The following is a 22,451-nucleotide window of genomic DNA, read 5'->3' as shown; positions in this document are numbered from 1 at the left end:
TCAACGCTCCTTGAGCAGCGTGCGCGCGTTATAGATGTTCATCAGCAGCGATACCATCAGACTGATGAGCAGATACACGGCCATGGTCATGGCGATGATCTCGATCGCCTGGCCAGTCTGGTTGAGCGTGGTGCCGGCGAATACCGCGACGATATCGGGATAGCCGATGGCGGTGGCCAGCGACGAATTCTTGATCAGGTTCAGGTACTGGCTGGTCAACTGCGGCACGATAACGCGCATTGCCTGGGGAATCACGACCTTGCGCAGCGCGATCCCCCCCGGCAGGCTCAGCGAGTGCGCGGCCTCGGTCTGGCCGTGGGGTACTGACTGGATGCCCGAACGCACGATCTCGGCGATGAACGCCGCGGTATAGACTGACAATGCCAGCCATAGCGCCATCAGTTCCGGCATGACGTTGATGCCGCCGCGAAAGTTGAAGCCGGTCATCTCGGGCATCGACCATTCCAGCGGCATGCCGGTGGTCACGAACACGATCAACGGCAAACCGACGATGATCGCCGCGCCCAACCAATAGACGGGCAGCGCCTTGCCGGTGGCGGCCTGACGCTTGCGCGCGAAGATCCCCAGCGCCACGGCGGCGACGATCGCCACCAGCAACGCCCAGGGCGTGGCGGCGAAGCCCTCCAGGGGCTGCGGGGCCGGCATCACCAGGCCACGCACGTTGAAATACAAAGCCTCGAACAACGACAGGCTCTGCCGTGGCGAGGGCAGCGAGCGCAAAACCGCAAAATACCAGAACAGGATCTGTACCAGCAGCGGTATGTTGCGGAACACTTCGACGTAGATCGCCGCCAGCTTGGCCAGCAGCCAGTTGGGCGAGAGCCGGGCGATGCCCACCGTGAAGCCGATGATCGTCGCGGCAATGATGCCCAGCGCCGAGACCAGCAGCGTGTTGAGCAGTCCGATGACGAAGGTGCGGCCGTAGGAATCGTCGCTGGAATAGTCGATCGGCGTCTGTGGAATCGAGAAGCCCGCACGCTCGCCGAGGAAGTCGAAGCCGGTACGGATGCCGCGCGCCTCGAGGTTGGCCAGCGTATTGTGGACCAAAAAGCCAATGACGACAGCCAGCCCCACGAACAGCGCGATCTGCACCATCAGGGCGCGGATGGCCGGATCACGCCACAGGGGACCACGCCCGCGGCGGGAGGTGGAAGTGGATGGACGCAACATGGAATGTCTCTACTTCGGGCAGAATAAATGCACCGCACGCTCACGGCGTGCGGTGCGAGGACATCACGTCGCGCTTAGCGAATCGGCGGAGCGTACTGGATGCCGCCGTCCGTCCACAGGGCGTTGATGCCGCGCTCGATCTCCAGCGGCGAATCGGCGCCCACGGTCTTGGCGTAGATCTCGCCGTAGTTGCCCACCAGCTTGATGATGTTGTAAGCCCAGTCGTTGCTCAGGCCGAGCTGCTCGCCGTAGCGACCGTCGGTACCCAGCAGGCGCGCGACATCGGGATTCGGCGGGTTGGCCTTCATGTCGTCGACGTTCTCGCTGGTCACGCCCAGTTCCTCGGCGTTGAGCATGGCGAACAGCGACCACTTGACGATATCGAACCACTGATCGTCGCCCTGGCGCACCACGGGGCCTAGCGGCTCCTTGGAGATACGCTCGGGAAGGATCTTGACGCTGGACGGGTCCTGGAGCTGCAGACGCAGCGCGGCGAGCTGCGAGGAATCGGAAGTCAGTACGTCGCAGCGGCCGCTGTCGAAGCCCTGCGCGGTCTGGTCGGTGGTGTCGAAAGCGACCTGCTGGAATTGCATGTCGTTGGCCTTGAAGTAATCGGCCATGTTGAGTTCGGTGGTGGTGCCGGACTGCACACAGATCGAGGCGCCGTCGAGCTCGGTGGCGCTGTTGATGCCCAGCTCCTTGCGGATCAAAAAGCCCTGGCCGTCGTAGAAGCTGGTACCGGCGAAGTTCAGACCCAGGGAGTTGTCGCGGGTCGCGGTCCAGGTCGTGTTGCGCGACAGTACGTCGATTTCGCCGGATTGCAGCGCGGTGAAGCGCTCCTTGGCGGTCAGCGGAGTGAAGCTCACGGCCTGTGGATCGCCGAATACGGCGGCCGCAACGCCGCGACAGACTTCCACGTCGAGCCCCTGCCAGTTGCCGTTCTCGTCCGGTGCGGAGAAACCGGGCAGACCGGTACTCACGCCGCAGCGGAACTCGCCGTTACTCTTGACGTCGTCGAGCATGGCCGCCTGGGCCTGGGAGGCCACGGAGGCAGCCAGCACGGCGGCAGACAGCAGTAACAGGCTCTTGTTCTTGTGTCGCATAGTGGAATCGACTCCCTTGCGTTGTCATTTGAGTGCATGCTCAAGCATGGCCCTATAACGCTAGCAAGGAGTGTTCCAATCTGTCGCCTATCCTTAAGTCACCTTCAGTCAACGTAGACCCAACGCAACCAGGCACTGTCAGCGCCAGAGCCGACGCGCCGCAAAGTCGCAGCAGGCTGGCGGCAGGCACCAGGATGATGCGCTCGAGAAATGCCAAGCACGCCGCATGCGCGCGCCACTCGAAGAACGCGTGACACGCCGGACGGGTCAGCCACGCGCCCGGCACAAGCGTCGCCAGGCACCAGCGCCAGCCAGCGGCGATGGCGAGTCATCGCCTGCGCCACACGCTCAGTCGGCATGATAGGCCGGGCTGAGTTCGTGGAGCGCCTCGAGGAAGGCGCTGACCCGCTCGGGCTCGGTGAACTGGCTGATGCCATGGCCCAGGTTGAAGACATGCCCCGGACCGGCGCCGTAGCTGTCGAGTATCCGCGCCACCTCGGCGCGAATCGCCGCCGGCCGGGCGAACAGCACGTTGGGGTCGAGATTGCCCTGCAGCGCCACGCGATGGCCGACCCGCTCGCGGGCGTCGCTGAGCTCGGTGGTCCAGTCCAGGCCCAGCGCATCGGCGCCGCTGGCGGCGAGATGCTCGAGCCACTGGCCGCCGTTCTTGGTGAACAGGATCACCGGTACATGACGACCCTCGTGTTCGCGGATCAGCCCGGCGACGATCTGCTCCATGTAGCGCAGCGAGAATTCCCGATAGGCCGGCGTCGACAGCGTGCCGCCCCAGGTATCGAAGATCTGCACGACCTGGGCGCCGGCGCGAATCTGCGCATTGAGATAGTCGGTGACCGCCTGGGCCAGCAGGTCGAGCAACTGGTGCATCGCCTCGGGATTGCCGTAGAGCATGCCCTTGACGTGGCGGAAGTCCTTGCTCGAGGCGCCCTCGACCATGTAGGTGGCAAGCGTCCAGGGACTGCCCGAGAAACCGATCAGCGGCGTCCGGCCATTGAGTTCGCGACGCACCGCGGCGACGGCGTTCATCACGTAATCGAGATCGCGCTGGGTGTCGGGCAGGCTCAGCGCCTCGACATCGGCCTGGGTACGCACCGGTTTTTTGAACTTGGGGCCCTCGCCGGTCTCGAAGTACAGCCCCAGGCCCATCGCGTCGGGGATGGTCAGGATGTCGGAAAACAGGATCGCGGCATCCAGCGGGTAGCGCTCGAGCGGCTGCAGGGTGACCTCGCAGGCCCGCGCGGTATCCCGGCACAGGTCCATGAAGCTGCCGGCCTCGCCGCGCACCCGGCGGTACTCGGGCAGATAACGCCCGGCCTGGCGCATCATCCATACCGGAGTGCGATCCACCGGCTGGCGGGCCAGGGCGCGAAGAAGGCGGTCGTTGTGAAGTTCCATCGGGCTCTCGTCGACTCGTGAGTTTGCGCCAATTGTAGCGGATGGCCGGGCATCCGACGCCCCCTTGCCTATGGGCACCCAACACGACGCGCCGCTGATGAGCCATGCCCACTAACCTGCTATCATGGGTCGTTTACATCGGCCGGGCGCTGGTGCCCGCCGGTTCGCAGTCGAGGATCATCGTGACGATACGCTTCATCGCCGCCTCCCAACTGCCCACGCCCTGGGCCACCTTCACCATGCACGGCTTCGAGGACGAAGCGACGGGCAAGGACCATATCGCCCTGACGCTGGGCGACGTGTCGATCGGCGAGGCGGTGCTCGGCCGCGTGCATTCGGAGTGCCTGACCGGCGACGCGCTGTTCTCGATGCGCTGCGACTGCGGCTACCAGCTCCAGGAAGCGCTCAAGCGGATCGCCGCCGAGGGCCGCGGCGTGCTGCTCTACCTGCGCCAGGAAGGTCGCGGCATCGGCCTGCTCAACAAGATCCGCGCCTATCATCTGCAGGACCAGGGCTACGACACCGTCGAGGCCAACGAGCACCTGGGATTCAACGCCGACCTGCGCCGCTACGATCTGTGCGTGCCGATGCTCGAGCACCTCGGCGTGCGCTCGCTGAAGCTGATGACCAACAACCCGCGCAAGGTCGACGCCCTGACCCGTGACGGCGTGACCATCAGCGAGCGACTGGCGCTAACCACCGGCCGCAACCCCCACAACGAACATTATCTGTCGACCAAGGCCGGCAAGCTCGGCCATTTGATGGCGCTGGAGGATTTCACCCCGGCGGGCGACGTGGAAAGCCGGCGCAAGCCCTGAAGCGGGCCCGTCGGGGGTTTTCGTTTCCAACGAGGAGCCAAGGCAATGCCCGATTCCCGTTTGCGCAATACGACCGCTCATCCGGGCGACGATGCCTACAGTCTGCTCGAGGAGCTGCTGCACTGCATCAGTCACGGCATCGGCGCGGCCCTCGCCCTGGCCGGCATGGTGGTGCTGATCGCGCTGGCCAGCCTCGCCACCCACGTCGACCCCTGGAAGATCGTCGGCGTCAGCCTCTACGGCGCCACTCTGGTGCTGCTCTACAGCGCCTCGACGCTCTACCACGGCGTGCGCCGGCCACGCCTCAAGCGCGCGCTCAAGGTGGTCGATCATTGCGCGATCTACGCGCTGATCGCCGGTACCTACACGCCCTTTTTACTGGTCAATCTGCGCGGCCCGCTGGGTTGGACGCTGTTCGCCGTCATCTGGTCGCTGGCGATCGGCGGCATCGCCCTCAAGCTGATCTGGCCGCAGCGCTTCGGCGTGCTGCGGGTGGCGGTCTACCTGGTGATGGGCTGGCTGATCGTGCTCGCCAGCGACGCCATGGGCACCTATCTCTCCGATACCAGCATTACGCTGCTGGTGGCCGGCGGCATCACCTACACGCTGGGCGTGGTGTTCTACGCGATCCGCGCGATCCCCTTCCACCACGCCATCTGGCATCTGTTCGTGCTCGGCGGCAGCGTGTTTCACTACTTCGCGGTCTACACCGCGGTGCTCGCGCCCCAGGCCTGAGGCGCCCTAACCCGAATAGTGCACCAGGTCGCTCGCGCCCTCGCTTGCTCTTTGATTCCACAGACAATTTCTGCCTCACTCGACCGTACACCCCGGTACGGCGCTCAATCGGACAAACCTCTGTGAAACCCATTATCCGCGCGATCATCACGGCACCTGAGGCAACATCCAGGCCACAGACGACCAGGTCGAATCATTCGCAGGCTCGGGCCACCACCCGGCGGATGAACGCCGCGGTCTCGTCGGGGCGGGTGAGCGGCAGCATGTGGCCCGCACCAGGCAGGGTCTCCACGCTCAGGCCGGGCACCTTGCCTCGCACGGCCGTGCCGTGGCGTGCCGGGTCGAGTATCCGGTCGCGCTCGCCGAACAGGATCGTCACCGGCAGGCGCAGCTCAGGATAACGGCGAATCAGTGCCGGCAAGTCGCTCTCGAGCATCACCAGATCGCTCGAGTTGGCGTAGAAGGCTTGCGGGCGCATCGCCAGCAGGCCGCCGCCGCGTGTCGCAAAGTCGGCGGGCACCGGCTCGGGGGCGAAGATCGCGGCCAGCAGGCGCGATGCATAGCGCACGCCGAGCGGCGCGGCAAAGGTGTCGGCGACGATGCGTCGCCAGCGCGGCGAGCGGATCGCCATGCCGCGAAAGGCCGGCGGCACCTCGGCTTCCTGAGCGGTCAACGGCGCCAGCAGCGCCAGACCCGCCACCTCGTCGGGATAGTCCTCGGCCAGCGCCAGCGCCACCGCGCCGCCCAGCGAATGGCCGACCAGCCATGGCCGCTCGACGCCCAAGGCGCGCCAGGCAGCGCGAATCTGCCGGGCCTGGGTGGCGAGGCCGGCATCGTCTGCGCTGCGCTCGGAGTAGCCCGAGCCGGGCCGGTCCACGACGATCACATGAAAGTCGCCGGCCAACCGCTCGACCAGGGCGTAGGTGAAGTGCTGCAGCTGCCCGCCCAGCCCGTGGATCAGCACCAGCGGCGGCCCCTGGCCGGCTTCGACCAGATGCACGCGCCCCTCGGGCGTGTCGACGAAGCGCCCGGCCGGCGGCACGTCGGCCTCGGCGCGGCGGGCGAGGCGCGCGCTGAAGCGATGCAGCCCCCACAGGCCCAGCGCGCTGGCCGCCAGCAGAACGACGCCCAGCGCCAGCAGAATGTTGCCCATGTGTGCTCTCCTCGCTCTACCTCTGCCCGGCCCCGCCGGCGGCGATCAACTGCCGGCGGCGCGGGCCTGCTTGATCTGGTCGTAGGCGTGAGTGATCTCGCGGGTCCGCGCCTCGGCGATCTCGCGCATGCTCTCGGGCAGGCCCTTGCCGGCCAGCTTGTCGGGATGGTTCTGACTCATCAGCCGGCGATAGGCGCGCTTGAGCTCGGCATCGCTGGCGTCGCGCTCGACGCCGAGTACCCGGTAGGCGTCCTCCAGGGCCTGGCCGGACGGCGGCCCACCGCCCGCCTGGCCGGCCTCGCCACGCAGCATCGCCTCGATCTGGGCGATCTCGGCCTCCGAGCAGCCCAGCCCGCGGGCCACCCGCAGGATCATCTCGTGCTCGGCCGGGTCGAGCTTGCCGTCGGCGGCGATCGCCGACAGCTGGACCTGCAGGAATACCTGCAGCAACGCACGCTGGCCGCGGGTGACGCGCCGTACCTCGGCGAGCTCGGCGTCGAGATCGAAGTCGTCGGCCTTGCCGCGCTCGAAGGCGTCGCGGGCGCGGTTGCGCATGTCGCCGCTCATGCGCATGCGCGTGAACAGCGTCTCGGCGACCTGGACCTCGGCGTCGGTGACCTGGCCGTCGGCCTTGCAGATGCAGCCCATCACCGCGAAGGTCGAATCCAGAAACTGCATCTGCAACTGGGCGACCCGGGCGACGCCGATGCCGCGGGCCAGGCGCCGGCCGAGCCAGTAGCCGAGCAGCGCGCCGATCAACAGCCCCGGCCAGCGGCCGATCATGTACCCCAGAATCGCCCCGATCAGGATTGCCATGGTGTCCTCGTGTGCTGTGTCAGACGCGGGTGCGCCGATTCATGATGAAGGATCGGCGGCCAGCCGACGGCGAATCGATGCCTCGATGCCGCCGGCATCAAGCCCGCAGGACTTAAGCAGCTCGCCGGGCTTGCCGTGCTCGACGAAGGCATCGGGCAGGCCCAGGTTGAGCAATGCCACCTGCACGCCCTCGGCGGCCAACAGTTCGTTGACGCCACTACCCGCGCCGCCGGCGATCACGCTCTCCTCGAGGGTCACCACCAGCCGATGAGCGCGCGCCGCGTCGAGCACCGCCTGACGGTCCAGCGGTTTCACCGAGCGCATGTTGATATGCGTGGCGTCGAGGCGTTCGGCGACCTCGGCGGCCGGGCCGTTGAGACTGCCGAAGGCCAGCAGGGCGACGTCGCCGCCGCCTGTCCGACGCGCCTCGGCGCGGCCGATCTCGAGAGTCTCCAGACTCTCGGGCAGCAGTGAGCCGGGGCCCTTGCCGCGCGGATAGCGTACCGCCGCGGGGCCGATATGATGATAGGCGGTGCTGAGCATCGCCCGGCATTCGGCCTCGTCGGCCGGCGCCAGGATCACCAGGCCCGGCACGCAGCGCAGGTAGGAAAGATCCAGCGCACCGTGATGGGTCGGGCCGTCCTCGCCGACCAGCCCGGCGCGGTCAATGGCGAAGGTCACGTCGAGGTGCTGCACGGCGATGTCATGGATCAGCTGGTCGTAGCCGCGTTGCAGGAAGGTCGAATAGATCGCCACCACCGGCTTCATGCCCTCGCAGGCGAAGCCGGCAGCCAGGGTCAGCGCGTGCTGCTCGGCGATCGCCACGTCGTAGTAGCGCTCGGGATACTCCCTGGAGAAGCGCACCAGGTCGGAGCCTTCGCGCATCGCCGGGGTGATGCCGATCAACCGCGCATCGGCGGCGGCCATGTCGCACAGCCAGTCGCCGAACACGTTGCAATACTTGCGCGGCTCGGCCCTGAGGACTACCGGGGGCTGGTCGCTGGGCGACAGCGGCTCCACCTTCGGCGCCGGTTCAGGGGCGCCCTTCTCGAGCTTGGTGATGGCGTGATAGCCGATCGGGTCGGCCTCCGCCGGGCGGAAGCCCTTGCCCTTGCAGGTCTTGATGTGCAGAAACTGCGGGCCGTCGAGATCGCGCAGGTTGCGCAGCGTCTGCACCAATCCCGGCAGATCGTGACCGTCGATCGGGCCGATGTAGTTGAAGCCCATCTCCTCGAACAGCGTCGCCGGGCTGACCATGCCCTTCATGTGTTCCTCGGTGCGCCGCGCCAGCTCGAGCGCGCCGGGCAGCCGCGAGAGTACCTTCTTGCCGCCCTCGCGCACGCTGATGTAGGTCTTGCTGGAGAAGATGTGCGCCAGGTAGCTGGCCATGCCGCCGACGTTCTCGGAGATCGACATCTCGTTGTCATTGAGCACCACCAGCAGGTTGGCGTCGACGTGGCCGGCGTGGGCCAGCGCCTCGAAGGCCATCCCGGCGGTCAGCGCGCCGTCGCCGATCACCGCGCACACCCGGCGCTTCTCGCCGCGGGTGCGCGCGGCCAGCGCCATGCCCAGCGCGGCGCTGATCGAGGTGCTGGAATGGCCGACGCCGAAGGTGTCGTACTGCGACTCGGCGCGACGCGGAAACGCCGCCAGCCCGCCGAACTGGCGGATGCTGTGCATCGCCTCGCGGCGCCCGGTGAGGATCTTGTGCGGGTAGGCCTGGTGGCCGACATCCCAGACGACTCGGTCGTGGGGCGTCTCGAGGGCGTGATGCAGGGCGATGGTCAGCTCGACCACGCCCAGCCCGGCGCCGAAGTGGCCACCGCTGCAGCCCACGCTGTAGAGCAGGTAGGCGCGCAGCTCATCGGCCAGCGTATCGAGCTGGGCCGCGTTCATGGCACGCAGCGCGGCGGGCGTATCGATGGTGTCGAGCAACGGCGTCGCCGGGCGCTCGACAGGAATCTCGTCGAACAGCTTCATAAGGGCTCTTTAATAGTCGCGCTCGATCATGTAGCGGGCCAGACCGGCCAACGGCTCACCGGCCTCGCCCAGCGGGGCGATCACCGCCAGCGCCTCGTCGAGCAGCTCGTCGGCCTTGGCGCGAGCCGCCTCGAGGCCCATCAGGGCCGGATAGGAGGGTTTGTCGCGGGCGGCGTCGGCGCCCGAGGCCTTGCCCAGCGTGGCGGTATCGCCGGTGACATCGAGAATGTCGTCATGGATCTGGAAGGCCAGGCCGATGGCGCTGGCGTAACGCTCCAGGTGCTGCAGTCGCGGGTCGCTCATCGGCACCGCCGTCAGCCCGCCCAGCAGCACCGCGGCGCGAATCAGCGCGCCGGTCTTGTAGCGATGGATCTGGGCCAGCGCCTCGGCGTCGATGCGCCCGCCGACCACGCCCAGGTCGAGCGCCTGGCCGGCGACCATGCCATCGCGGCCGGCGGCCTGGGCCAACACCCGGATCATCGCCGCCAGCCGCCCATGGCCGGCGTCGGCCAGCCATTCGAAGGCCAGCGTCTGCAAGGCGTCGCCGGCGAGAATCGCGGTGGCCTCGTCGAAGGCCTTGTGCACCGTGGGCTGGCCACGCCGCAGGTCGTCGTCGTCCATCGCCGGCAGGTCGTCGTGGACCAGCGAATAGGCATGGATCAGTTCGATCGCCACCGCCGCCGGATCGAGCGTTTCATCGTCGGCGCCCAGCGCGCGCCCGGCGGTGTACACCAGCACCGCGCGCAGGCGCTTGCCGTTGCCCAGCACGGCGTAGCGCATCGCCGCCTCGAGCCGATCGGCGGGCGTGTCGCGATGGGCGAAGAGCTCCTCGAGCTCGGCATTGATGCGCGCCTGATCGGCACTCAGGCGCAGCGGCCATTCCATGGTTTCATCGATCATTGCCGCTCTCCGAGGGCGGATTGGGAGCCGTGAACGGCGTCGCTTCGAAGCGTCCGTCGGGCTGTTCGACCAGCGCCTGGACCTGGAGCTCGGCGGCATCGAGCCGGCGCTGGGCATCGCGGGTCAACCGCACGCCCTGCTCGAAGGCCGCCAGCGACGCCTCCAGCGTCAGCTCGCCGGCTTCGAGCTGGCCGACCAGCGCCTCGAGCCGCTCCAGGGTGGCGGCGAAATCCTCGGGCGGCGCCTCGCGATCCGCGGGCGCTGCGGGGTCCTTGTCTGGCATGCCATTCTCGCTCATCGAAACGGGCCTGCCCGCATGGCCGGCCCGCACGGGTCTGGCCGGACAGTATACACGCTGTGCAACGGGGTGCCTGCCCCGACACGGCCTGCAGGCGCTGGCCCGACACGCCCTATCAACCGGGCTCATGGTCAAGCTGCGGCATTTTCATCGTCGCCCGCCGGCGCTGTGCTACGATAGGCGCCCTGTTGCGCTACCCCTTGCCTGGCTTGGCCTGCCACCGGTCGCGGCCTCTTTCAGCCGGAGCCAACGGGTCGCTTTCCCACCAACGAGCGCGTCGTCAGCGACGAAAAGGGTTGAACCGACAATGGCCAAAACGTCCCTGGACAAGAGCAAGATCAAGATCCTGCTGCTTGAGGGCATTCATCAGTCGGCGGTGGATAACTTCCTGAACGCCGGTTACACCAATATCGAGCATCTGCAGACCTCACTGGACGAGGACACGCTGATCGACAAGATCCGCGACGTCCACTTCATCGGCATTCGTTCGCGCACCCAGCTCAACGCGCGGGTGTTCGCCGCCGCCGAGAAGCTCACCGCGGTGGGCTGCTTCTGCATCGGCACCAACCAGGTCGATCTCGACGCCGCCCTGGCGCGCGGCATTCCGGTGTTCAACGCGCCCTACTCCAACACCCGCTCGGTGGCGGAACTGGTGCTGGCCGAATCGATCATGCTGCTGCGCGGGATCCCCGAGAAGAGCGCCCGCGCGCATCAGGGCGGCTGGCTGAAGTCGGCCAAGAACGCTCACGAGGCGCGCGGCAAGACGCTGGGCATCGTCGGCTACGGCAACATCGGCGCCCAGCTGTCGGTGCTCGCCGAGTCGGTGGGCCTCGACGTGATCTTCTACGACACCATCACCAAGCTGGGCATGGGCAACGCCCGCCAGGTCGGCAGCCTGCAAGAGTTGCTGGCGCGCGCCGACGTGGTCAGCCTGCACGTCCCCGACCTGCCCTCGACGCGCTGGATGATCGGCAAGGAACAGCTGGCGCTGATGAAGCAGGGCAGCATCCTGATCAACGCCTCGCGCGGCAGCGTGGTGGTGATCGAGGAGCTCGCCGAGGCGCTCAACAGCGGCCGGCTGCTGGGCGCGGCGATCGACGTCTTCCCGGTCGAGCCCAAGGCCAACGCCGAGGAGTTCGTCTCGCCGCTGCGCGGGCTCGAGAACGTGATCCTCACTCCGCACATCGGCGGCTCGACCCTCGAGGCCCAGGAGAACATCGGCATCGAGGTCGCCGAGAAGCTGATCACCTACTCCGACAACGGCACCACCATCACTTCGGTCAACTTCCCCGAGGTGGCGCTGCCCGCCCACCCGGACAAGCACCGCCTGCTGCACATCCACGACAACGTGCCCGGGGTGCTCTCCGAGATCAACCGCGTGCTGTCCGAGAACGGCATCAACATCGCCGGCCAGTTCCTGCAGACCAACCCGCAGGTCGGCTACGTGGTGGTCGACGTCGACAAGGCCTACGGCGCCCAGGCGCTGGAGGCGATCAAGCAGGTCGATCACACCCTGCGCACCCGCGCGCTCTATTCGCAAACCAATTTCGAAGAGTAAGCCGCCGCTTAAACTTCCAGCCATACCCACCCGCCCTGGCATGCTGCCTGTCGGGGCCTTTGCCCGCTTTAGCCGTCTTGACGACGCATCACATCGTCATGCATCGCTGCCAGGCGCTTGAGCAGTTGATTGCGCGCCGCGGCGGGTACGCCCTGTGCCAGCAACGCCGCCTGCAACTTGCCGACCAGCCGATTGAAATCGGTCTCGCGAATGCCCATGTACTGGTGCACCTTGTCCATCGGCGGGCCCTGATAGACGCAGGGGCCGTCGCTGACCGCGCAGAACTGCTGTTCCAGCGACGCCACCAGGTGGTCGATGTTGGTATTGGCGAAGAATCCCACCAGTTGCGGGTCGTCGGCGACCCGATAGGCGAAGTCCTCGACGATGGCGCTAACGCCCGCTTCGCCGCCGAGCTGTTGATACAGTGTCGGTGGCGGTTTGGCGCCCGAGCCGGCACAGCCGGCCAACAGCAACACAAGGACGAGAAAAGCGCTACGCAGGCGAGTCATTGTCGTACTCCCGATCAAAAGGCCAATTGCAGCGACAGATAGCCGCCGCGCTGATTGTCGAGCCCGGCGATGTCGCCGAGATCGAGCCACGCGCCGGTCAACGAGACATGCTTGTCGATGAATACCGCCGTGAACAGATCCTGCCAGGCGTCCTCCTCGGCAAAGCCGAGATTGTCGGGTTTCTGGCGATACTCCATGCCTACCACCCAGCGGGGAGTCAGGAACAGCCCCAGCGAACCTTCCATCACCAGCGAGCGCTCCGATTCGCGATCGCCGCCGAAGCCCAGCAATCCACCCTGGTTGGCCCGGGTCGAGCGCAGCGTCAAATTGACCAGCAGGTTGCGTCCGGCCACCGCATCGAACAGCAGCTTGCTGCCGGCCAGATAGACGTCATTGCCCTGGGTCGCCTCGGCCCCCACCGCGCGGGCCAGCGCCTGCCCTTCGCGGAGCCGCTTGTGCTGGATGCCGAGGCTCCAGCTGCCCCAGGGGTGGTAGAGCGGGTCGCCGAACAGCCGCAGCTTGGCGCCGTAGATTGCCTGCTCGAGATCGCCACCCAGGGTATCGAGATCGAGATGCTGACGGGCATAGGAGACTTCGAGCCGGTCGCGCCAGTTGAATGCCACGCCCTCGACCCGCAGCCCGTAGTCGTCGAGCTCGGCCGCGCTCGCGCTGGCAGTCACCGCCACTTCGGTATCGCTGGCGGTGCCGGCCAGCACGCCCCATGGCGAGAGGCCCCCACCCGCCGCACCCTCGATCTGGGTGACTCCGCCAGTCGCCAGCAGGCGGCTGCCCGCCTCGGCCGAGGTCGCCATCAGCGCTGCCACACTCAGCCCGGCCGCCAGGGCGAGGCACTTCAAGTTCTGATGCATCATGGTGATTTCCGGGTCAAGTGTCGGCCTTGCAGCGTCGATAGGTGTCGATCCAGTCGAGCACCTGCTCGGCCGGCAAGGGACGTGAAATCAGATAGCCCTGCAGATAGTCGCAGCCCAGCGCCGTCAGCAGTTCGCGAGAGGCTAGGGTCTCGACGCCTTCGGCAACCACCTCGAGCCCCAGGTTGTGGCCAAGCTCGATGGTCGAACGCACGATGATCCGGTCGTCGGACTGCTGATCGAGCTTGAGGATGAACGACTTGTCGATCTTCAACTCGCGAACCGGCAGGCTCTTGAGCTGCGACAGCGACGAATAGCCGGTGCCGTAGTCGTCGATGGCGATGTGCAGGCCGCTGTCGCAAAGCTCGCCGAGCATGGTACGAGCCAGCGTGGGATCCTGGATGATCGCGCTCTCGGTGACTTCCAGCGCCAGCCGCCCGGCATCCAGGCCGTGCTCGTCGAGCGCCTGCCGGACCATTCCCGGCAGACCCGGATCAACCACGTCCTGGGCCGACAGGTTGATCGCCACGTTCACGCACTGCCCCTGACGCTGCCAGTCGGCCAGTTGACGACATACCGTGTGGAGCATCCACTGGGTCAGCCGGCCGATGAAACCGGAGCGCTCGGCCAGGGCGATGAATTCGTCCGGCGCAATGAATCCCAGCTCGGGATGCCGCCAGCGCATCAGCGCCTCGAAAGAAACCAGCTCACCGCCTGCGGCGGCGATCTTGGGCTGATAGACCAGGCTCAGTTGCTGACGCGCCGCCGCCTCCTGCAGATCGCGAGCCAGGGTCAACTGGCGCAGATGCTGTTCGTCCTGGCCTTCCATGTAGCGCAGGTAACCGAGGTTGGCCTGCTGCGCCATGTCCATGGCGACCTCCGCGCGTCTCAACAACAAGTAGCCATTGCTGCCGTGGCGTGGAAAGTTTACCTCGCCATAGACCAGCTTGAGCCGCAGCGCGCCATGGTCGAGCTCGATAGGCTGGGCAAGACGCTTGCGTACCGCCTTCAGCCAATCGTCCTGGGTCTGGGGGCCGTCGATGGTCAGCAGGAACTCATCGCCGCCCAGGCGGTAGGCCTGGCGCAGCGGCGCCGGCAACTCGCGCAGACGTTGGGCGAGCCGCACCAGCACTTGGTCGCCCGTGGCGTAGCCGAAGGTGTCGTTGATATCGCGAAAGCCGCTGATCGACAGCCGCAACAGCGTAAACGGCAGCTCACGGGCCGCGGCGGCATCGATGTCCTGCTGCGCCGAGTGACGATTGGCAAGGTCGGTCAGCTGGTCGTGACAAGCCTGATACAATTGCTGTCGCTCGCGCTCGGCAATGTCCTCTTGCATGGTCATCAGGGTGTTGGCCAACATGCCTAGCTCACCCTGAGAGGCAACCCGCATTCCCTCGAGTCGCTCACCGCGGCCGATACGCTGAGCGGCTTCGGCCAACCTCATCAAGGGTAATGATATGCCCCGCGCACTGATGGCGGCGGCCAGCACGGTCAGCAGCAGCGTCAACGCAAAGATGGCCAGCAACTGCCAGCTCAATGCCTGGAAGATCGCCAGCAGGTCGGTCCACGGGTTCTGGATAATGGCATAGACCCGTCCCGCATCCGCCCCCGCGGAATCATCTTCCTTCAGTAGCGCCGCCCGCGTCAGGGCATCCAGCGATTCGTCGAGACCACTGTGCTTCAAGTAGCTTCCTTGCGCCAGCGAGGCGGCCAAGCCGGCGATAGCGGTGTCCGGCTGGCTTTTCAGCGCACCGGCGACATACTTCGTTGCAGCGCTTCCCGCCGGCGCACCGCCATCCACCAGAAAGCTGACCTGCAAACGGGTCAAGCGGCCGATCTCGTCGGCCAGTTGACCATCGAGTAAAAAGCCCATTCCCACCCAGCCCACCAGATTGGGCGCGCCCACCGGCAGCAGCACGAACTGATAGGGCAGGTCCGCCTCAAGGATTACGCCGATCGCCTGACCATCGCGCTGGGCCTGCTGCCATAGTCGGGAAAACCCGATCGGGGTGCCGGGGGCATGGTTGCTGCTGGCGAGGATATCGCCCTTGGGGTCGGCCAACAGCACGATATCGGCACCAGCACGCGCGCCATGATTGGCAAGAACGCTTGCCAGAGTGCCGACATCCTGCGAGCTGATAGCACTTTTGAAGCCAAAATCCGCGGTCAGGATGGCCACGTTGTTGCGTAGCTGCTGGCCACGCTCATCGAGTAGCTGACGCATAACGCCGAGGCTGACATCCAACTCCTGCTCACCCTTTTGCAACACATCCTGGCGGATGGTCAGCAAGGTGGCGGCGGCCGTCACCAACTGAGCGACGCACACCACCGCCAGCATGACCAGTAGCAAGCGCCGGCGAAACGACATGTCAGTTCGACTGCCGCTGTTGCAGGGCCTGCTGGAAACGCCGCTCCAGCGCCGAGGGCTTTTCCACCGCCGGCAGGCTGGCGTTGAGCGTCAGCGCCACGCTGCGTGACGTATTGCCCGCTAGCTCGCCCTCCCACCACTCGTAGTGGGTGTCTTCCAGTTTCGGATGCCATATGCGCAGGCGATGGTTACCGGGTGGCAAGTCGAATGACACCGTGCCGTCGTCGCCGGTCTTGGCGAAATAGGGCGCCTCGCTGACGATGATGAATGCCTGCATGGAATCGTGAATATTGCAGCCCACCACCACCACGCCAGGCTTGTCGAAATACTCCGGCGGCGGAGTCTCACGCAGAAAGAGATCCAGATTGAACGGATGGGCCGGCGAGAAGGAATAGGCCTGGTGGCGCGTGGTGTCACGATTGGGAAATTCCACGGCGGCACCGACCGGCACCGCCAGCACGTAGGGAATGAAGGTTGTCTGACGCTGCATCATTTCATACGCAGGCGCATCGCGTTCTACCGGCATGGTGCCCGACGCATAGACCTCGACCACCGCATCCGCCAAAGGACGCCCGGTGGCTGAGTCCGTGACGGTCACCGTTGCCGCCAACGCCGGCGTCACGCAGACCAGCGCCAGCGGCCATGCCAGCCATGCAATCCAACGCGCCTTGTGAGCCATCACCCCTCCTGCCGTTTGCCGAGACTGCTATCGCCCCATCACAGCGATATCGGCCGAAGCCGGGGCAAACTTGAGGCGCCGCCACTCACGAGAAGCGTCAGCGGCACCTCGGCCGGCTCAGAACTCCACGCCCAGCCCGGCATACAAAGTACGCCCCGCCGCCTCCAGTCCGCGGTGCCGCAGGCGCTCAAAATCGGGTTTCCATCATCTCACGAACGCTAAGCGCGTCGTCGACCAGCAGCACCTGGCGCCACTTGTCGAAGGTCAGGCAGGGGTGCGAGGCGCCGAAGGCGACGATGTCGCCGACCGCGACGTCGTCGCTTCCCGCGGGCAGCTCGATGAAGGCGTGCTGGTCCATCAGCCGGGTCAGCCGCCAGCCGGCGACGCTCAGCGTCTCGTCGGCGCGGCCGCCCTCGCGCGGCCCTTGCTCTCGATAGCGACGCAGCGGCTCGGGCAACTGGTCGAAGCCGATGTCGCGCTTGCCCAGGGCGACGATCGCCAGTCCCGGCTCGGGCAGCGACTGCACCTGGGCGAACACCTCGAGCGCGGGCTTTAACCCCTCGTGCAGGTCCGGGCGGCGCGCCAGCACGCCGCGCTGGGCCTGACGATAGAGGCCATGGTCGTGAACCACGTAGCAGCCCGGGCGCAGCACCGGCGTGAAGCGCTCGCGCAGTTCGGCGGCGTCGAAGGCCTCGGCGATCAGGTCGTACCAGGCCGAGCCCGAGGCGGTGACGAGCGGCTCGCCGACACCGATCAAGCCGTCGCGATCGAGGCGCTGCGCGCACTCGACCAGCCGTGCGGCATAATCCCGAATCGCCGGCACCGGGTCGGCGCCCTGCGACGCGTCAGTCACGACGCCCTCGTAGCCCTCCATGCCGGCCAGTTGCAACGCCGGTTCGGCGTCGACCAGACGCGCCAGTTCGAACACCCGCTCCGGCGAGCGGCAGCCGGTGCGCCCGCCGGGCACACCCAGTTCGATCAGCACGTTGAGCGTCAACCCGCGCGCGGCGAAGAACCGTCCCAGCGCGCGGGCGTTGGCCTCGCCGTCGACCACGCAGTAGAACTCGGCGCCGGCCTCGATCAGCCCGGCGACGATCGCCATGTTGGCCTCGCCGACCAGCTGATTGGCCAGCAACAGGCGCGGTACGCCGCTGGCGAAGGCCGCGCGGCACTGCGGGGCGGTCGCCAGGGTGATGCCCCAGGCGCCGGCCTCGAGCTGGCGCCTGAACAGCGCCGGGGTCATGGTGGTCTTGCCGTGCGGTGCGAGATGCGCGCCATGCGCCTCGGCGAAGCGTTGCATCCAGGCCAGATTGTGCGAAAGCGGCGCCTCGAAGATCGCCGCCGCCGGCAGGCTGACCCCATTCAGCAGCGAGCGCCCCGTCTCGGGCGTGCCCTTGTTGCTTATTGCCTTGCGCTTGGCCGGTTCACTCATCGGTTCAGTCATCGGTTCTCTCATACCCCTCCTCCCGGGCTGGCGCCCTGTTCGCCGTCGCCGGTGCCGTGGAACTGCTCGACGGCGCGCGCCAGATCCTCACGTTCGGCGCCGGCGGCAGTTCGACGATGCTCACCCAGCAGCTGCAGTTTCGGCTGGTGCGGCTGGGCTACGCGATCAGCGCCTACCCGCAGTCGCTGCTGCCGCGGATGGTCGCCTCGTCGCTGGAGCCCAGCGACGTGGTGCTGCCGGTGGTGGCCCGCGAGACCGACTTCATCTACCACCCCTCGGCGTCGCGCTACGCCATGCTCGCCGCCATCGACGTGCTGGCCCTCGAATTGGCGCTGCGCCATCAGGACCGCTCGCGCATCAAGCTGCGCCGGCTCAAGATCACCCTCGACGCCCACCGCGGCGGTGACAACCGCCAACCGCTGGGGGACTGAGCATGCGTTACGACACCCTGATCCGCGGCGCCTGGATCGTCGACGTGCATACCCACGACGACACCCACGTCATCCGCCCCCCGGGATGCTGCCCAAGCTCTCGCAGGGGGTGACCCCGGTGGTGGTCGGCAACTGCGGGATCAGCGCCGCGCCGGGGGCGCTCAGCGGTGACGTGCCCGACCCGATGAACCTGCTGGGCCGCGCCGAGGACTTCCGCTACCCGAGCTTCGAGGCCTACGCCGACGCGGTGGATGCCGCCGCGCCTTCGCGCTGACCTCGGACAACGTCATCAGCTATATCACCAAGATGATCTCGACGGTGCTCGCCGGGCTGTTCGTGTGCGGCATGCTGGGCCGCTTCTGGCCGCGCTACAACTGGCAAGGGGCGGTAGCCAGCCTGATTAGTGCCTCGGTCACCTCGCTGGCGGTCATTTCGAACGACAGCTGGAGCGACTTCTGGGGCAACCCCAGCATTCCTGCCGTCGTGGTCGCCACGCTGGGTGGTGTAGTGGCCAGCCTGGCCACGCCGGCCTCGCGGGTCAGCGAGGCCGAGGCACTGGCCAAGCTCGACCAGGAGCGCGAGCGCATGGAGCGCGCCCCCAAGGCGACGCTGACCCAGCCGAGCGCCCCGCCGGCCAGCTGACCGAGCGCCTCTTCAGCGGCTCGCCAATGGCCCCGGCACCGCCGGGGCCGCTTTCGCTTTGTTCGACGAAGTCATTCGCGAGATCGTCGCGCACTACCCCTGGACGGCTTGGCCTCAGGGCAACATGCCTTCGCCCTGAGACAAGCTCAGAACCCTTTGGCCTCGCCACGCGGGCGCGCCGGCTGCGGCCTGTCGCAGTGCAGGAAGATACCGTCGCCCGGCGCAGCGGTGGGCTGGCCATTTCGGGACACCATCCGGCCACGGCACAGGGTCAGAACCGGCTTGCCGGTGAGCTCCAGTCCCTCGTAGGGCGTGTAGTCGACGGCGTGGTGCAGCTCGGCGTTGCGTATGGTGCTCTTCGCCGCCGCGTCCCATAGGGTCAGGTCGGCATCACTGCCGATGGCGATGGTGCCCTTGCGCGGGTAGAGCCCGTAGATCTTGGCCGGATTGGTCGCGGTCAGCGCGACGAAGCGGGTGACGTCGATGCGCTGCTTGACCACGCCTTCGGAGAACAGGATCGGCAGGCGCGTCTCGAGGCCGGGAATGCCGTTGGGAATGTGCTCGAAGTGGGCGTGTTCGCCGTGCAGCTTCTTGCCCTGGGGATCGTCGAAGCGAAACGGCGCGTGATCCGAGGAGAACACCTGGAACACGCCAGTCTCCAACCCCTGCCAGACCGCTTCCTGGGCCGCCGGGTCGCGGGGCGGCGGGCTGCACACGTACTTGGCGCCGTCGAAGCCGTCGCGGTCCAGGTCGGCAGCGGTGAGCATCAGGTACTGCGGGCAGGTCTCGCCGTAGACGCGCAGTCCCCGGTTCTGGGCCCAGCGAATCTGCTCGATGGCCTCGGGGCCGGAGACGTGGACGATCAGCACCGGCACGTCGACCAGCTCCGCCAACGAAATCGCCCGATGGGACGCCTCACGCTCGCCGATGCTCGAATGCGCCACGCCGTGGTAATAGGGCCCGGTCTGGCCGCTTTCGGTAAGCAGCTCGGCCAGGTAGGCGATGCAGTCGGCATTCTCCGCATGCACCATGACCATGGCCCCCTCACGCCGCGCCAGGGCCAGCACATTGAGGATCTCGCGGTCGTTGAGCCTGAGATCATCGTAGGTCATGTAGATCTTGAAGGAGCTGTAGCCCTCCTCGATCAGCGCCGGTAGCTCTTCCTTCAATACCGTTTCGTTGGGATCGGTGACGATCATGTGGAAGGCATAATCGATGAAGGCCTTGCCTTCGCTGCGCCGATGATAATCCTCCACCGCGGCGCGCAGCGACTGCCCCTTGTGCTGAGCGGCGAAGGGAATCACCGTGGTGGTGCCTCCCGCCGCCGCCGAGCGTGTGCCGCTATGGAAGTCGTCGGCCATCACCGCGCCATCGCCGAGGGGCTGATCCAGATGGCAATGGGCGTCGATGCCGCCGGGCAGCACCCATAGGCCTTCGGCATCGATGATGTCATCGGCCTCGCCGAGATCCCGCCCCAAGGCCGTAATACGCCCGCCATGAATGCCGATGTCGGCGGAGAAACGGTCGACCGCAGTAATGATCAGAGCGTTTTTTATCAAGGTGTCGAAACGCATGATTACGAGTCCCATTGATGTCGTGATATAGCGTCAGCCCATGGCATTGGGCAACCACAGCACCAGCCCCGGCCAGACGATGATCAGCGCCACGAAGGCCAGCATGATGGCGAGAAACGGCAGACTGCCGAGCATCACATCGGCAATCGAGCCCTTGCCGCGCACCCCCTGGACCACGTAAAGGTTCATGCCAATGGGCGGGGTGATCAGCGAGATTTCCATCATGATCACCAGGAAGATACCGAACCACACCGGGTCGAAGCCGAACTGCACGACCATGGGTACCACGATGGGCACGGTGGCGATCATCATCGAGAGCGTCTCGAGGAAGCAGCCCAGCACCAGGTAGAAGATCACCAGTGCCAGGATCAGCCCCATGGGCGAGAGCCCCAGGTCCGCGACCCAACGCGTCAGGGTGTTGGGGATTCCCAGGATGCCGACGATGTAGTTGAGGAAGAAAGCGGCGACGATGATCAGCATGATCATCGCCGTGGTGCGCGCCATGGACAGGAAGCACTCATGCAGCATCTTGACGGTCAGCTTGCGGTTGAGGGCCGCCACTACCGATGCGGCCACCACTCCCAGCGCCGCCGCCTCGGTGGGGGTGGCCCAGCCACCGTAGATGCTGCCCATGACAATGGCGAAGACGAAAGTCGGCGGTAACAGGTCCACCAGCGACGCCAGGCGCTTGCGCAATGGAACACGCGCTTCGCGCTCTCCAGCCACCCCGGGACGCAGCAGGCTGAAGGCCATGATCGCCAGCATAAAGGCCCCAGCCAAAGCTAATCCAGGCAAGATCCCCGCAATGAACAGCTTGCCGATCGAGGTGTTGGTGATCGCGCCGTAGATGATCATGTTGATGCTGGGTGGAATCAAAATGCCGAGCGTCGCTCCCGCGGCCAGCGTGCCCAGCGCTAGACGCTCGCTGTAGCCGCGTTCGGCGAAGGCCGGCAAGGCCACGGTGCCGATGGTGGCGGCGGTGGCTACCGAGGAGCCGGACATGGCGGCGAATACCGAAGAGGCGCCGATGTTGGTGTGCAAAAGGCCACCGGGCAGACGGTTGAGCCATACCGACAGGGCGCTGTACATGCGCTCGGTCACACCGCTACGCAGCAGTAGCTCCCCCAACAGAATGAATAGCGGTATCGCCGTGAGGATGAAGTCATTGAGTGTGCCCCACAGGGTATCGCCGAAGGAGTACAGCAGCGGCAGGCCGAGAAACATCAACGTCGCTAGCACCGCCACGAAAAAGATCGCCACCGCGACGTGGATCCCCAGAGCCATCATGCCCAGCATGATGAAAAATCCAATCATGACCTCGAAAGCACCGATCATGAGGGGCTTCTCCTCTGCTGAGATTCGGGCACGCTGGCGCCGTAGTCCTGACGCGCCTCGTCCAGTTCATCATCCGCGGAGCGGGGATCGAACTCGCCGTTGATGGACGCGAAACAACCGTGCAGCAATAGACTTAGAGCACGTAGTGCCAGCAGCACCGCCAGCAAGGCGAACACGCCAAGACCCAGGCCCCACAGGGTCTGGGGAATCCACAGCGGCGTCTGCAGCGGCGTGCTGGCGCGGCTGCCGAATTCCAGGGTCTCGCGTAGCGTCTCGACAGCCCGCCATAGCATGAAGGCGGCAAAGGCTGCCAGCAGCAGCATGGCCAGCGTGTTCAGGAAGGCGCGCAGAGGCACCGGTAGCTTGACCAACAGCATGTCGACCCGGGTATGGGCACGATGCAGCAAGGCATAGGCGAAGCTGAAGGCCACGCCGATGGCCAGCACGTAGCCACCGATCTCGTCGACGCCCTGCAAGGAAAAGTTGAAGAATTTGCGCGCTATTACCTCGAAGGCAATCAATAGCGACAGGCCCAGGGCGGCATAACCCGCCGCAATGGCCGCGCCATGGGCCAACTTGTGGGCGGCCAGTTGGAATTTCTGCGTCAGCATCAAGAAAGTCTCCCAAGATGCCGC

At 66.3% G+C, this 22,451-nt stretch carries 22 protein-coding genes; 6 read left to right on the top strand and 16 right to left on the bottom strand.

All coding sequences use genetic code 11. The features are described from left to right. From HALZIN_RS0115550 to hemE, 3 genes are all read right to left on the bottom strand, one after another. Nucleotides 1-1,191 carry an amino acid ABC transporter permease gene (locus HALZIN_RS0115550; protein ID WP_031385107.1) on the bottom strand — a complete coding sequence of 397 codons (1,191 nt, stop codon included), beginning with the start codon at nucleotides 1,189-1,191 and terminating at the stop codon, nucleotides 1-3. A 74-nt stretch (nucleotides 1,192-1,265) separates the two neighbouring features. Next, entirely contained in the window at nucleotides 1,266-2,294 is a 1,029-nt protein-coding gene (locus tag HALZIN_RS0115545) for an amino acid ABC transporter substrate-binding protein (RefSeq protein WP_031385106.1), read from the bottom strand. Between the two features lie 348 nt (nucleotides 2,295-2,642). After that, a complete protein-coding gene (hemE, locus tag HALZIN_RS0115540; RefSeq protein WP_031385105.1) occupies nucleotides 2,643-3,707 on the bottom strand; it encodes a uroporphyrinogen decarboxylase in 1,065 nt (354 codons plus the stop codon). A 182-nt stretch (nucleotides 3,708-3,889) separates the two neighbouring features. On the opposite strand from hemE, the gene ribA reads away from it, so the two are divergent. Beyond that, the gene (ribA, locus tag HALZIN_RS0115535; protein WP_031385104.1) at nucleotides 3,890-4,525 is read left to right on the top strand and encodes a GTP cyclohydrolase II; all 636 of its coding nucleotides are present in this window, start codon (nucleotides 3,890-3,892) and stop codon (nucleotides 4,523-4,525) included. Between the two features lie 45 nt (nucleotides 4,526-4,570). Beyond that, nucleotides 4,571-5,260 (top strand): PAQR family membrane homeostasis protein TrhA, encoded by a 690-nt coding sequence (gene trhA / locus HALZIN_RS0115530; protein ID WP_051907562.1) that lies wholly within the window; start codon nucleotides 4,571-4,573, stop codon nucleotides 5,258-5,260. A gap of 193 nt (nucleotides 5,261-5,453) precedes the next feature. Here trhA and HALZIN_RS0115525 read toward each other — a convergent pair whose 3' ends face one another. The 5 genes from HALZIN_RS0115525 to xseB are packed head-to-tail and all read right to left on the bottom strand — an operon-like array spanning nucleotide 5,454 to nucleotide 10,392. Further along, on the bottom strand, nucleotides 5,454-6,413 hold the full coding sequence (locus HALZIN_RS0115525; protein ID WP_031385102.1) for an alpha/beta fold hydrolase: 960 nt from the start codon (nucleotides 6,411-6,413) through the stop codon (nucleotides 5,454-5,456). A 45-nt stretch (nucleotides 6,414-6,458) separates the two neighbouring features. Further along, the gene (gene djlA / locus HALZIN_RS0115520) at nucleotides 6,459-7,229 is read right to left on the bottom strand and encodes a co-chaperone DjlA (RefSeq protein WP_031385101.1); all 771 of its coding nucleotides are present in this window, start codon (nucleotides 7,227-7,229) and stop codon (nucleotides 6,459-6,461) included. A gap of 39 nt (nucleotides 7,230-7,268) precedes the next feature. After that, the gene (gene dxs, locus HALZIN_RS0115515; protein ID WP_031385100.1) at nucleotides 7,269-9,209 is read right to left on the bottom strand and encodes a 1-deoxy-D-xylulose-5-phosphate synthase; all 1,941 of its coding nucleotides are present in this window, start codon (nucleotides 9,207-9,209) and stop codon (nucleotides 7,269-7,271) included. A 9-nt stretch (nucleotides 9,210-9,218) separates the two neighbouring features. Then, nucleotides 9,219-10,109 (bottom strand): farnesyl diphosphate synthase, encoded by an 891-nt coding sequence (locus HALZIN_RS0115510; protein WP_051907561.1) that lies wholly within the window; start codon nucleotides 10,107-10,109, stop codon nucleotides 9,219-9,221. After that, nucleotides 10,099-10,392, bottom strand: a complete 294-nt coding sequence (gene xseB, locus HALZIN_RS0115505) for an exodeoxyribonuclease VII small subunit (RefSeq protein WP_031385098.1) — start codon at nucleotides 10,390-10,392, stop codon at nucleotides 10,099-10,101. Before xseB ends, HALZIN_RS0115510 begins: the two co-directional genes overlap by 11 nt. 322 nt (nucleotides 10,393-10,714) lie before the next feature. On the opposite strand from xseB, the gene serA reads away from it, so the two are divergent. Next, a complete protein-coding gene (gene serA, locus HALZIN_RS0115500) occupies nucleotides 10,715-11,965 on the top strand; it encodes a phosphoglycerate dehydrogenase (protein WP_031385097.1) in 1,251 nt (416 codons plus the stop codon). Between the two features lie 68 nt (nucleotides 11,966-12,033). On the opposite strand, the gene HALZIN_RS0115495 is transcribed toward serA, so the two are convergent. The 5 genes from HALZIN_RS0115495 to HALZIN_RS0115475 form a co-directional block, all read right to left on the bottom strand. Further along, complete coding sequence (locus HALZIN_RS0115495) at nucleotides 12,034-12,474, bottom strand: group I truncated hemoglobin (protein ID WP_031385096.1); 441 nt, start codon at nucleotides 12,472-12,474, stop codon at nucleotides 12,034-12,036. Between the two features lie 14 nt (nucleotides 12,475-12,488). Continuing rightward, nucleotides 12,489-13,346 carry a DUF3034 family protein gene (locus tag HALZIN_RS0115490; RefSeq protein WP_150113129.1) on the bottom strand — a complete coding sequence of 286 codons (858 nt, stop codon included), beginning with the start codon at nucleotides 13,344-13,346 and terminating at the stop codon, nucleotides 12,489-12,491. A gap of 13 nt (nucleotides 13,347-13,359) precedes the next feature. Then, on the bottom strand, nucleotides 13,360-15,711 hold the full coding sequence (locus HALZIN_RS0115485) for a putative bifunctional diguanylate cyclase/phosphodiesterase (RefSeq protein ID WP_031385094.1): 2,352 nt from the start codon (nucleotides 15,709-15,711) through the stop codon (nucleotides 13,360-13,362). Between the two features lies 1 nt (nucleotide 15,712). Beyond that, the gene (locus HALZIN_RS0115480; RefSeq protein ID WP_031385093.1) at nucleotides 15,713-16,390 is read right to left on the bottom strand and encodes a cupredoxin domain-containing protein; all 678 of its coding nucleotides are present in this window, start codon (nucleotides 16,388-16,390) and stop codon (nucleotides 15,713-15,715) included. Nucleotides 16,391-16,577: 187 nt separating this feature from the next. Continuing rightward, nucleotides 16,578-17,834 (bottom strand): amino acid deaminase, encoded by a 1,257-nt coding sequence (locus HALZIN_RS0115475; protein ID WP_236255000.1) that lies wholly within the window; start codon nucleotides 17,832-17,834, stop codon nucleotides 16,578-16,580. A 56-nt stretch (nucleotides 17,835-17,890) separates the two neighbouring features. Here HALZIN_RS0115475 and HALZIN_RS0115470 point away from each other — a divergent pair, with 56 nt between their 5' ends. From HALZIN_RS0115470 to HALZIN_RS0115460, 3 genes are all read left to right on the top strand, one after another. After that, a complete protein-coding gene (locus HALZIN_RS0115470; RefSeq protein ID WP_051907560.1) occupies nucleotides 17,891-18,265 on the top strand; it encodes a MurR/RpiR family transcriptional regulator in 375 nt (124 codons plus the stop codon). 85 nt (nucleotides 18,266-18,350) lie between these two features. After that, complete coding sequence (locus HALZIN_RS0115465) at nucleotides 18,351-18,539, top strand: hypothetical protein (protein ID WP_031385091.1); 189 nt, start codon at nucleotides 18,351-18,353, stop codon at nucleotides 18,537-18,539. Between the two features lie 32 nt (nucleotides 18,540-18,571). Beyond that, complete coding sequence (locus tag HALZIN_RS0115460; RefSeq protein ID WP_031385090.1) at nucleotides 18,572-18,907, top strand: hypothetical protein; 336 nt, start codon at nucleotides 18,572-18,574, stop codon at nucleotides 18,905-18,907. Nucleotides 18,908-19,053: 146 nt separating this feature from the next. Here HALZIN_RS0115460 and hydA read toward each other — a convergent pair whose 3' ends face one another. The 3 genes from hydA to HALZIN_RS0115445 are packed head-to-tail and all read right to left on the bottom strand — an operon-like array spanning nucleotide 19,054 to nucleotide 22,427. After that, nucleotides 19,054-20,481 carry a dihydropyrimidinase gene (gene hydA / locus HALZIN_RS0115455; RefSeq protein ID WP_031385089.1) on the bottom strand — a complete coding sequence of 476 codons (1,428 nt, stop codon included), beginning with the start codon at nucleotides 20,479-20,481 and terminating at the stop codon, nucleotides 19,054-19,056. 33 nt (nucleotides 20,482-20,514) lie between these two features. Further along, entirely contained in the window at nucleotides 20,515-21,816 is a 1,302-nt protein-coding gene (locus HALZIN_RS0115450) for a TRAP transporter large permease (protein WP_031385088.1), read from the bottom strand. Next, nucleotides 21,813-22,427, bottom strand: coding sequence for a TRAP transporter small permease subunit (locus tag HALZIN_RS0115445; RefSeq protein ID WP_051907559.1), 615 nt, complete (start codon nucleotides 22,425-22,427; stop codon nucleotides 21,813-21,815). Before HALZIN_RS0115445 ends, HALZIN_RS0115450 begins: the two co-directional genes overlap by 4 nt. Nucleotides 22,428-22,451 lie beyond the last annotated feature (24 nt).

The organism is Halomonas zincidurans B6 (assembly GCF_000731955.1).
Taxonomy (GTDB): Bacteria; Pseudomonadota; Gammaproteobacteria; order Pseudomonadales; family Halomonadaceae; genus Modicisalibacter; species Modicisalibacter zincidurans.
Note: the sequence above shows the minus strand (reverse complement) of the source record. Positions and strands in the feature narration are given on the sequence as shown.

Excerpts from the sequence above, each read along its gene's own strand:
- HALZIN_RS0115490 (WP_150113129.1), bottom strand. The coding sequence starts at position 13,346 with ATGATGCATCAGAACTTGAAGTGCCTCGCCCTGGCGGCCGGGCTGAGT.
- HALZIN_RS0115525 (WP_031385102.1), bottom strand. The coding sequence starts at position 6,413 with ATGGGCAACATTCTGCTGGCGCTGGGCGTCGTTCTGCTGGCGGCCAGC.
- dxs (WP_031385100.1), bottom strand. The coding sequence starts at position 9,209 with ATGAAGCTGTTCGACGAGATTCCTGTCGAGCGCCCGGCGACGCCGTTG.
- xseB (WP_031385098.1), bottom strand. The coding sequence starts at position 10,392 with ATGCCAGACAAGGACCCCGCAGCGCCCGCGGATCGCGAGGCGCCGCCC.
- djlA (WP_031385101.1), bottom strand. The coding sequence starts at position 7,229 with ATGGCAATCCTGATCGGGGCGATTCTGGGGTACATGATCGGCCGCTGG.
- HALZIN_RS0115510 (WP_051907561.1), bottom strand. The coding sequence starts at position 10,109 with ATGATCGATGAAACCATGGAATGGCCGCTGCGCCTGAGTGCCGATCAG.
- HALZIN_RS0115485 (WP_031385094.1), bottom strand. The coding sequence starts at position 15,711 with ATGTCGTTTCGCCGGCGCTTGCTACTGGTCATGCTGGCGGTGGTGTGC.
- HALZIN_RS0115480 (WP_031385093.1), bottom strand. The coding sequence starts at position 16,390 with ATGGCTCACAAGGCGCGTTGGATTGCATGGCTGGCATGGCCGCTGGCG.
- HALZIN_RS0115495 (WP_031385096.1), bottom strand. The coding sequence starts at position 12,474 with ATGACTCGCCTGCGTAGCGCTTTTCTCGTCCTTGTGTTGCTGTTGGCC.
- HALZIN_RS0115465 (WP_031385091.1), top strand. The coding sequence starts at position 18,351 with ATGCTGCCCAAGCTCTCGCAGGGGGTGACCCCGGTGGTGGTCGGCAAC.
- serA (WP_031385097.1), top strand. The coding sequence starts at position 10,715 with ATGGCCAAAACGTCCCTGGACAAGAGCAAGATCAAGATCCTGCTGCTT.
- HALZIN_RS0115445 (WP_051907559.1), bottom strand. The coding sequence starts at position 22,427 with ATGCTGACGCAGAAATTCCAACTGGCCGCCCACAAGTTGGCCCATGGC.
- trhA (WP_051907562.1), top strand. The coding sequence starts at position 4,571 with ATGCCCGATTCCCGTTTGCGCAATACGACCGCTCATCCGGGCGACGAT.
- HALZIN_RS0115550 (WP_031385107.1), bottom strand. The coding sequence starts at position 1,191 with ATGTTGCGTCCATCCACTTCCACCTCCCGCCGCGGGCGTGGTCCCCTG.
- HALZIN_RS0115460 (WP_031385090.1), top strand. The coding sequence starts at position 18,572 with ATGATCTCGACGGTGCTCGCCGGGCTGTTCGTGTGCGGCATGCTGGGC.
- hemE (WP_031385105.1), bottom strand. The coding sequence starts at position 3,707 with ATGGAACTTCACAACGACCGCCTTCTTCGCGCCCTGGCCCGCCAGCCG.
- hydA (WP_031385089.1), bottom strand. The coding sequence starts at position 20,481 with ATGCGTTTCGACACCTTGATAAAAAACGCTCTGATCATTACTGCGGTC.
- HALZIN_RS0115475 (WP_236255000.1), bottom strand. The coding sequence starts at position 17,834 with ATGACTGAACCGATGAGTGAACCGGCCAAGCGCAAGGCAATAAGCAAC.
- HALZIN_RS0115545 (WP_031385106.1), bottom strand. The coding sequence starts at position 2,294 with ATGCGACACAAGAACAAGAGCCTGTTACTGCTGTCTGCCGCCGTGCTG.
- HALZIN_RS0115450 (WP_031385088.1), bottom strand. The coding sequence starts at position 21,816 with ATGATCGGTGCTTTCGAGGTCATGATTGGATTTTTCATCATGCTGGGC.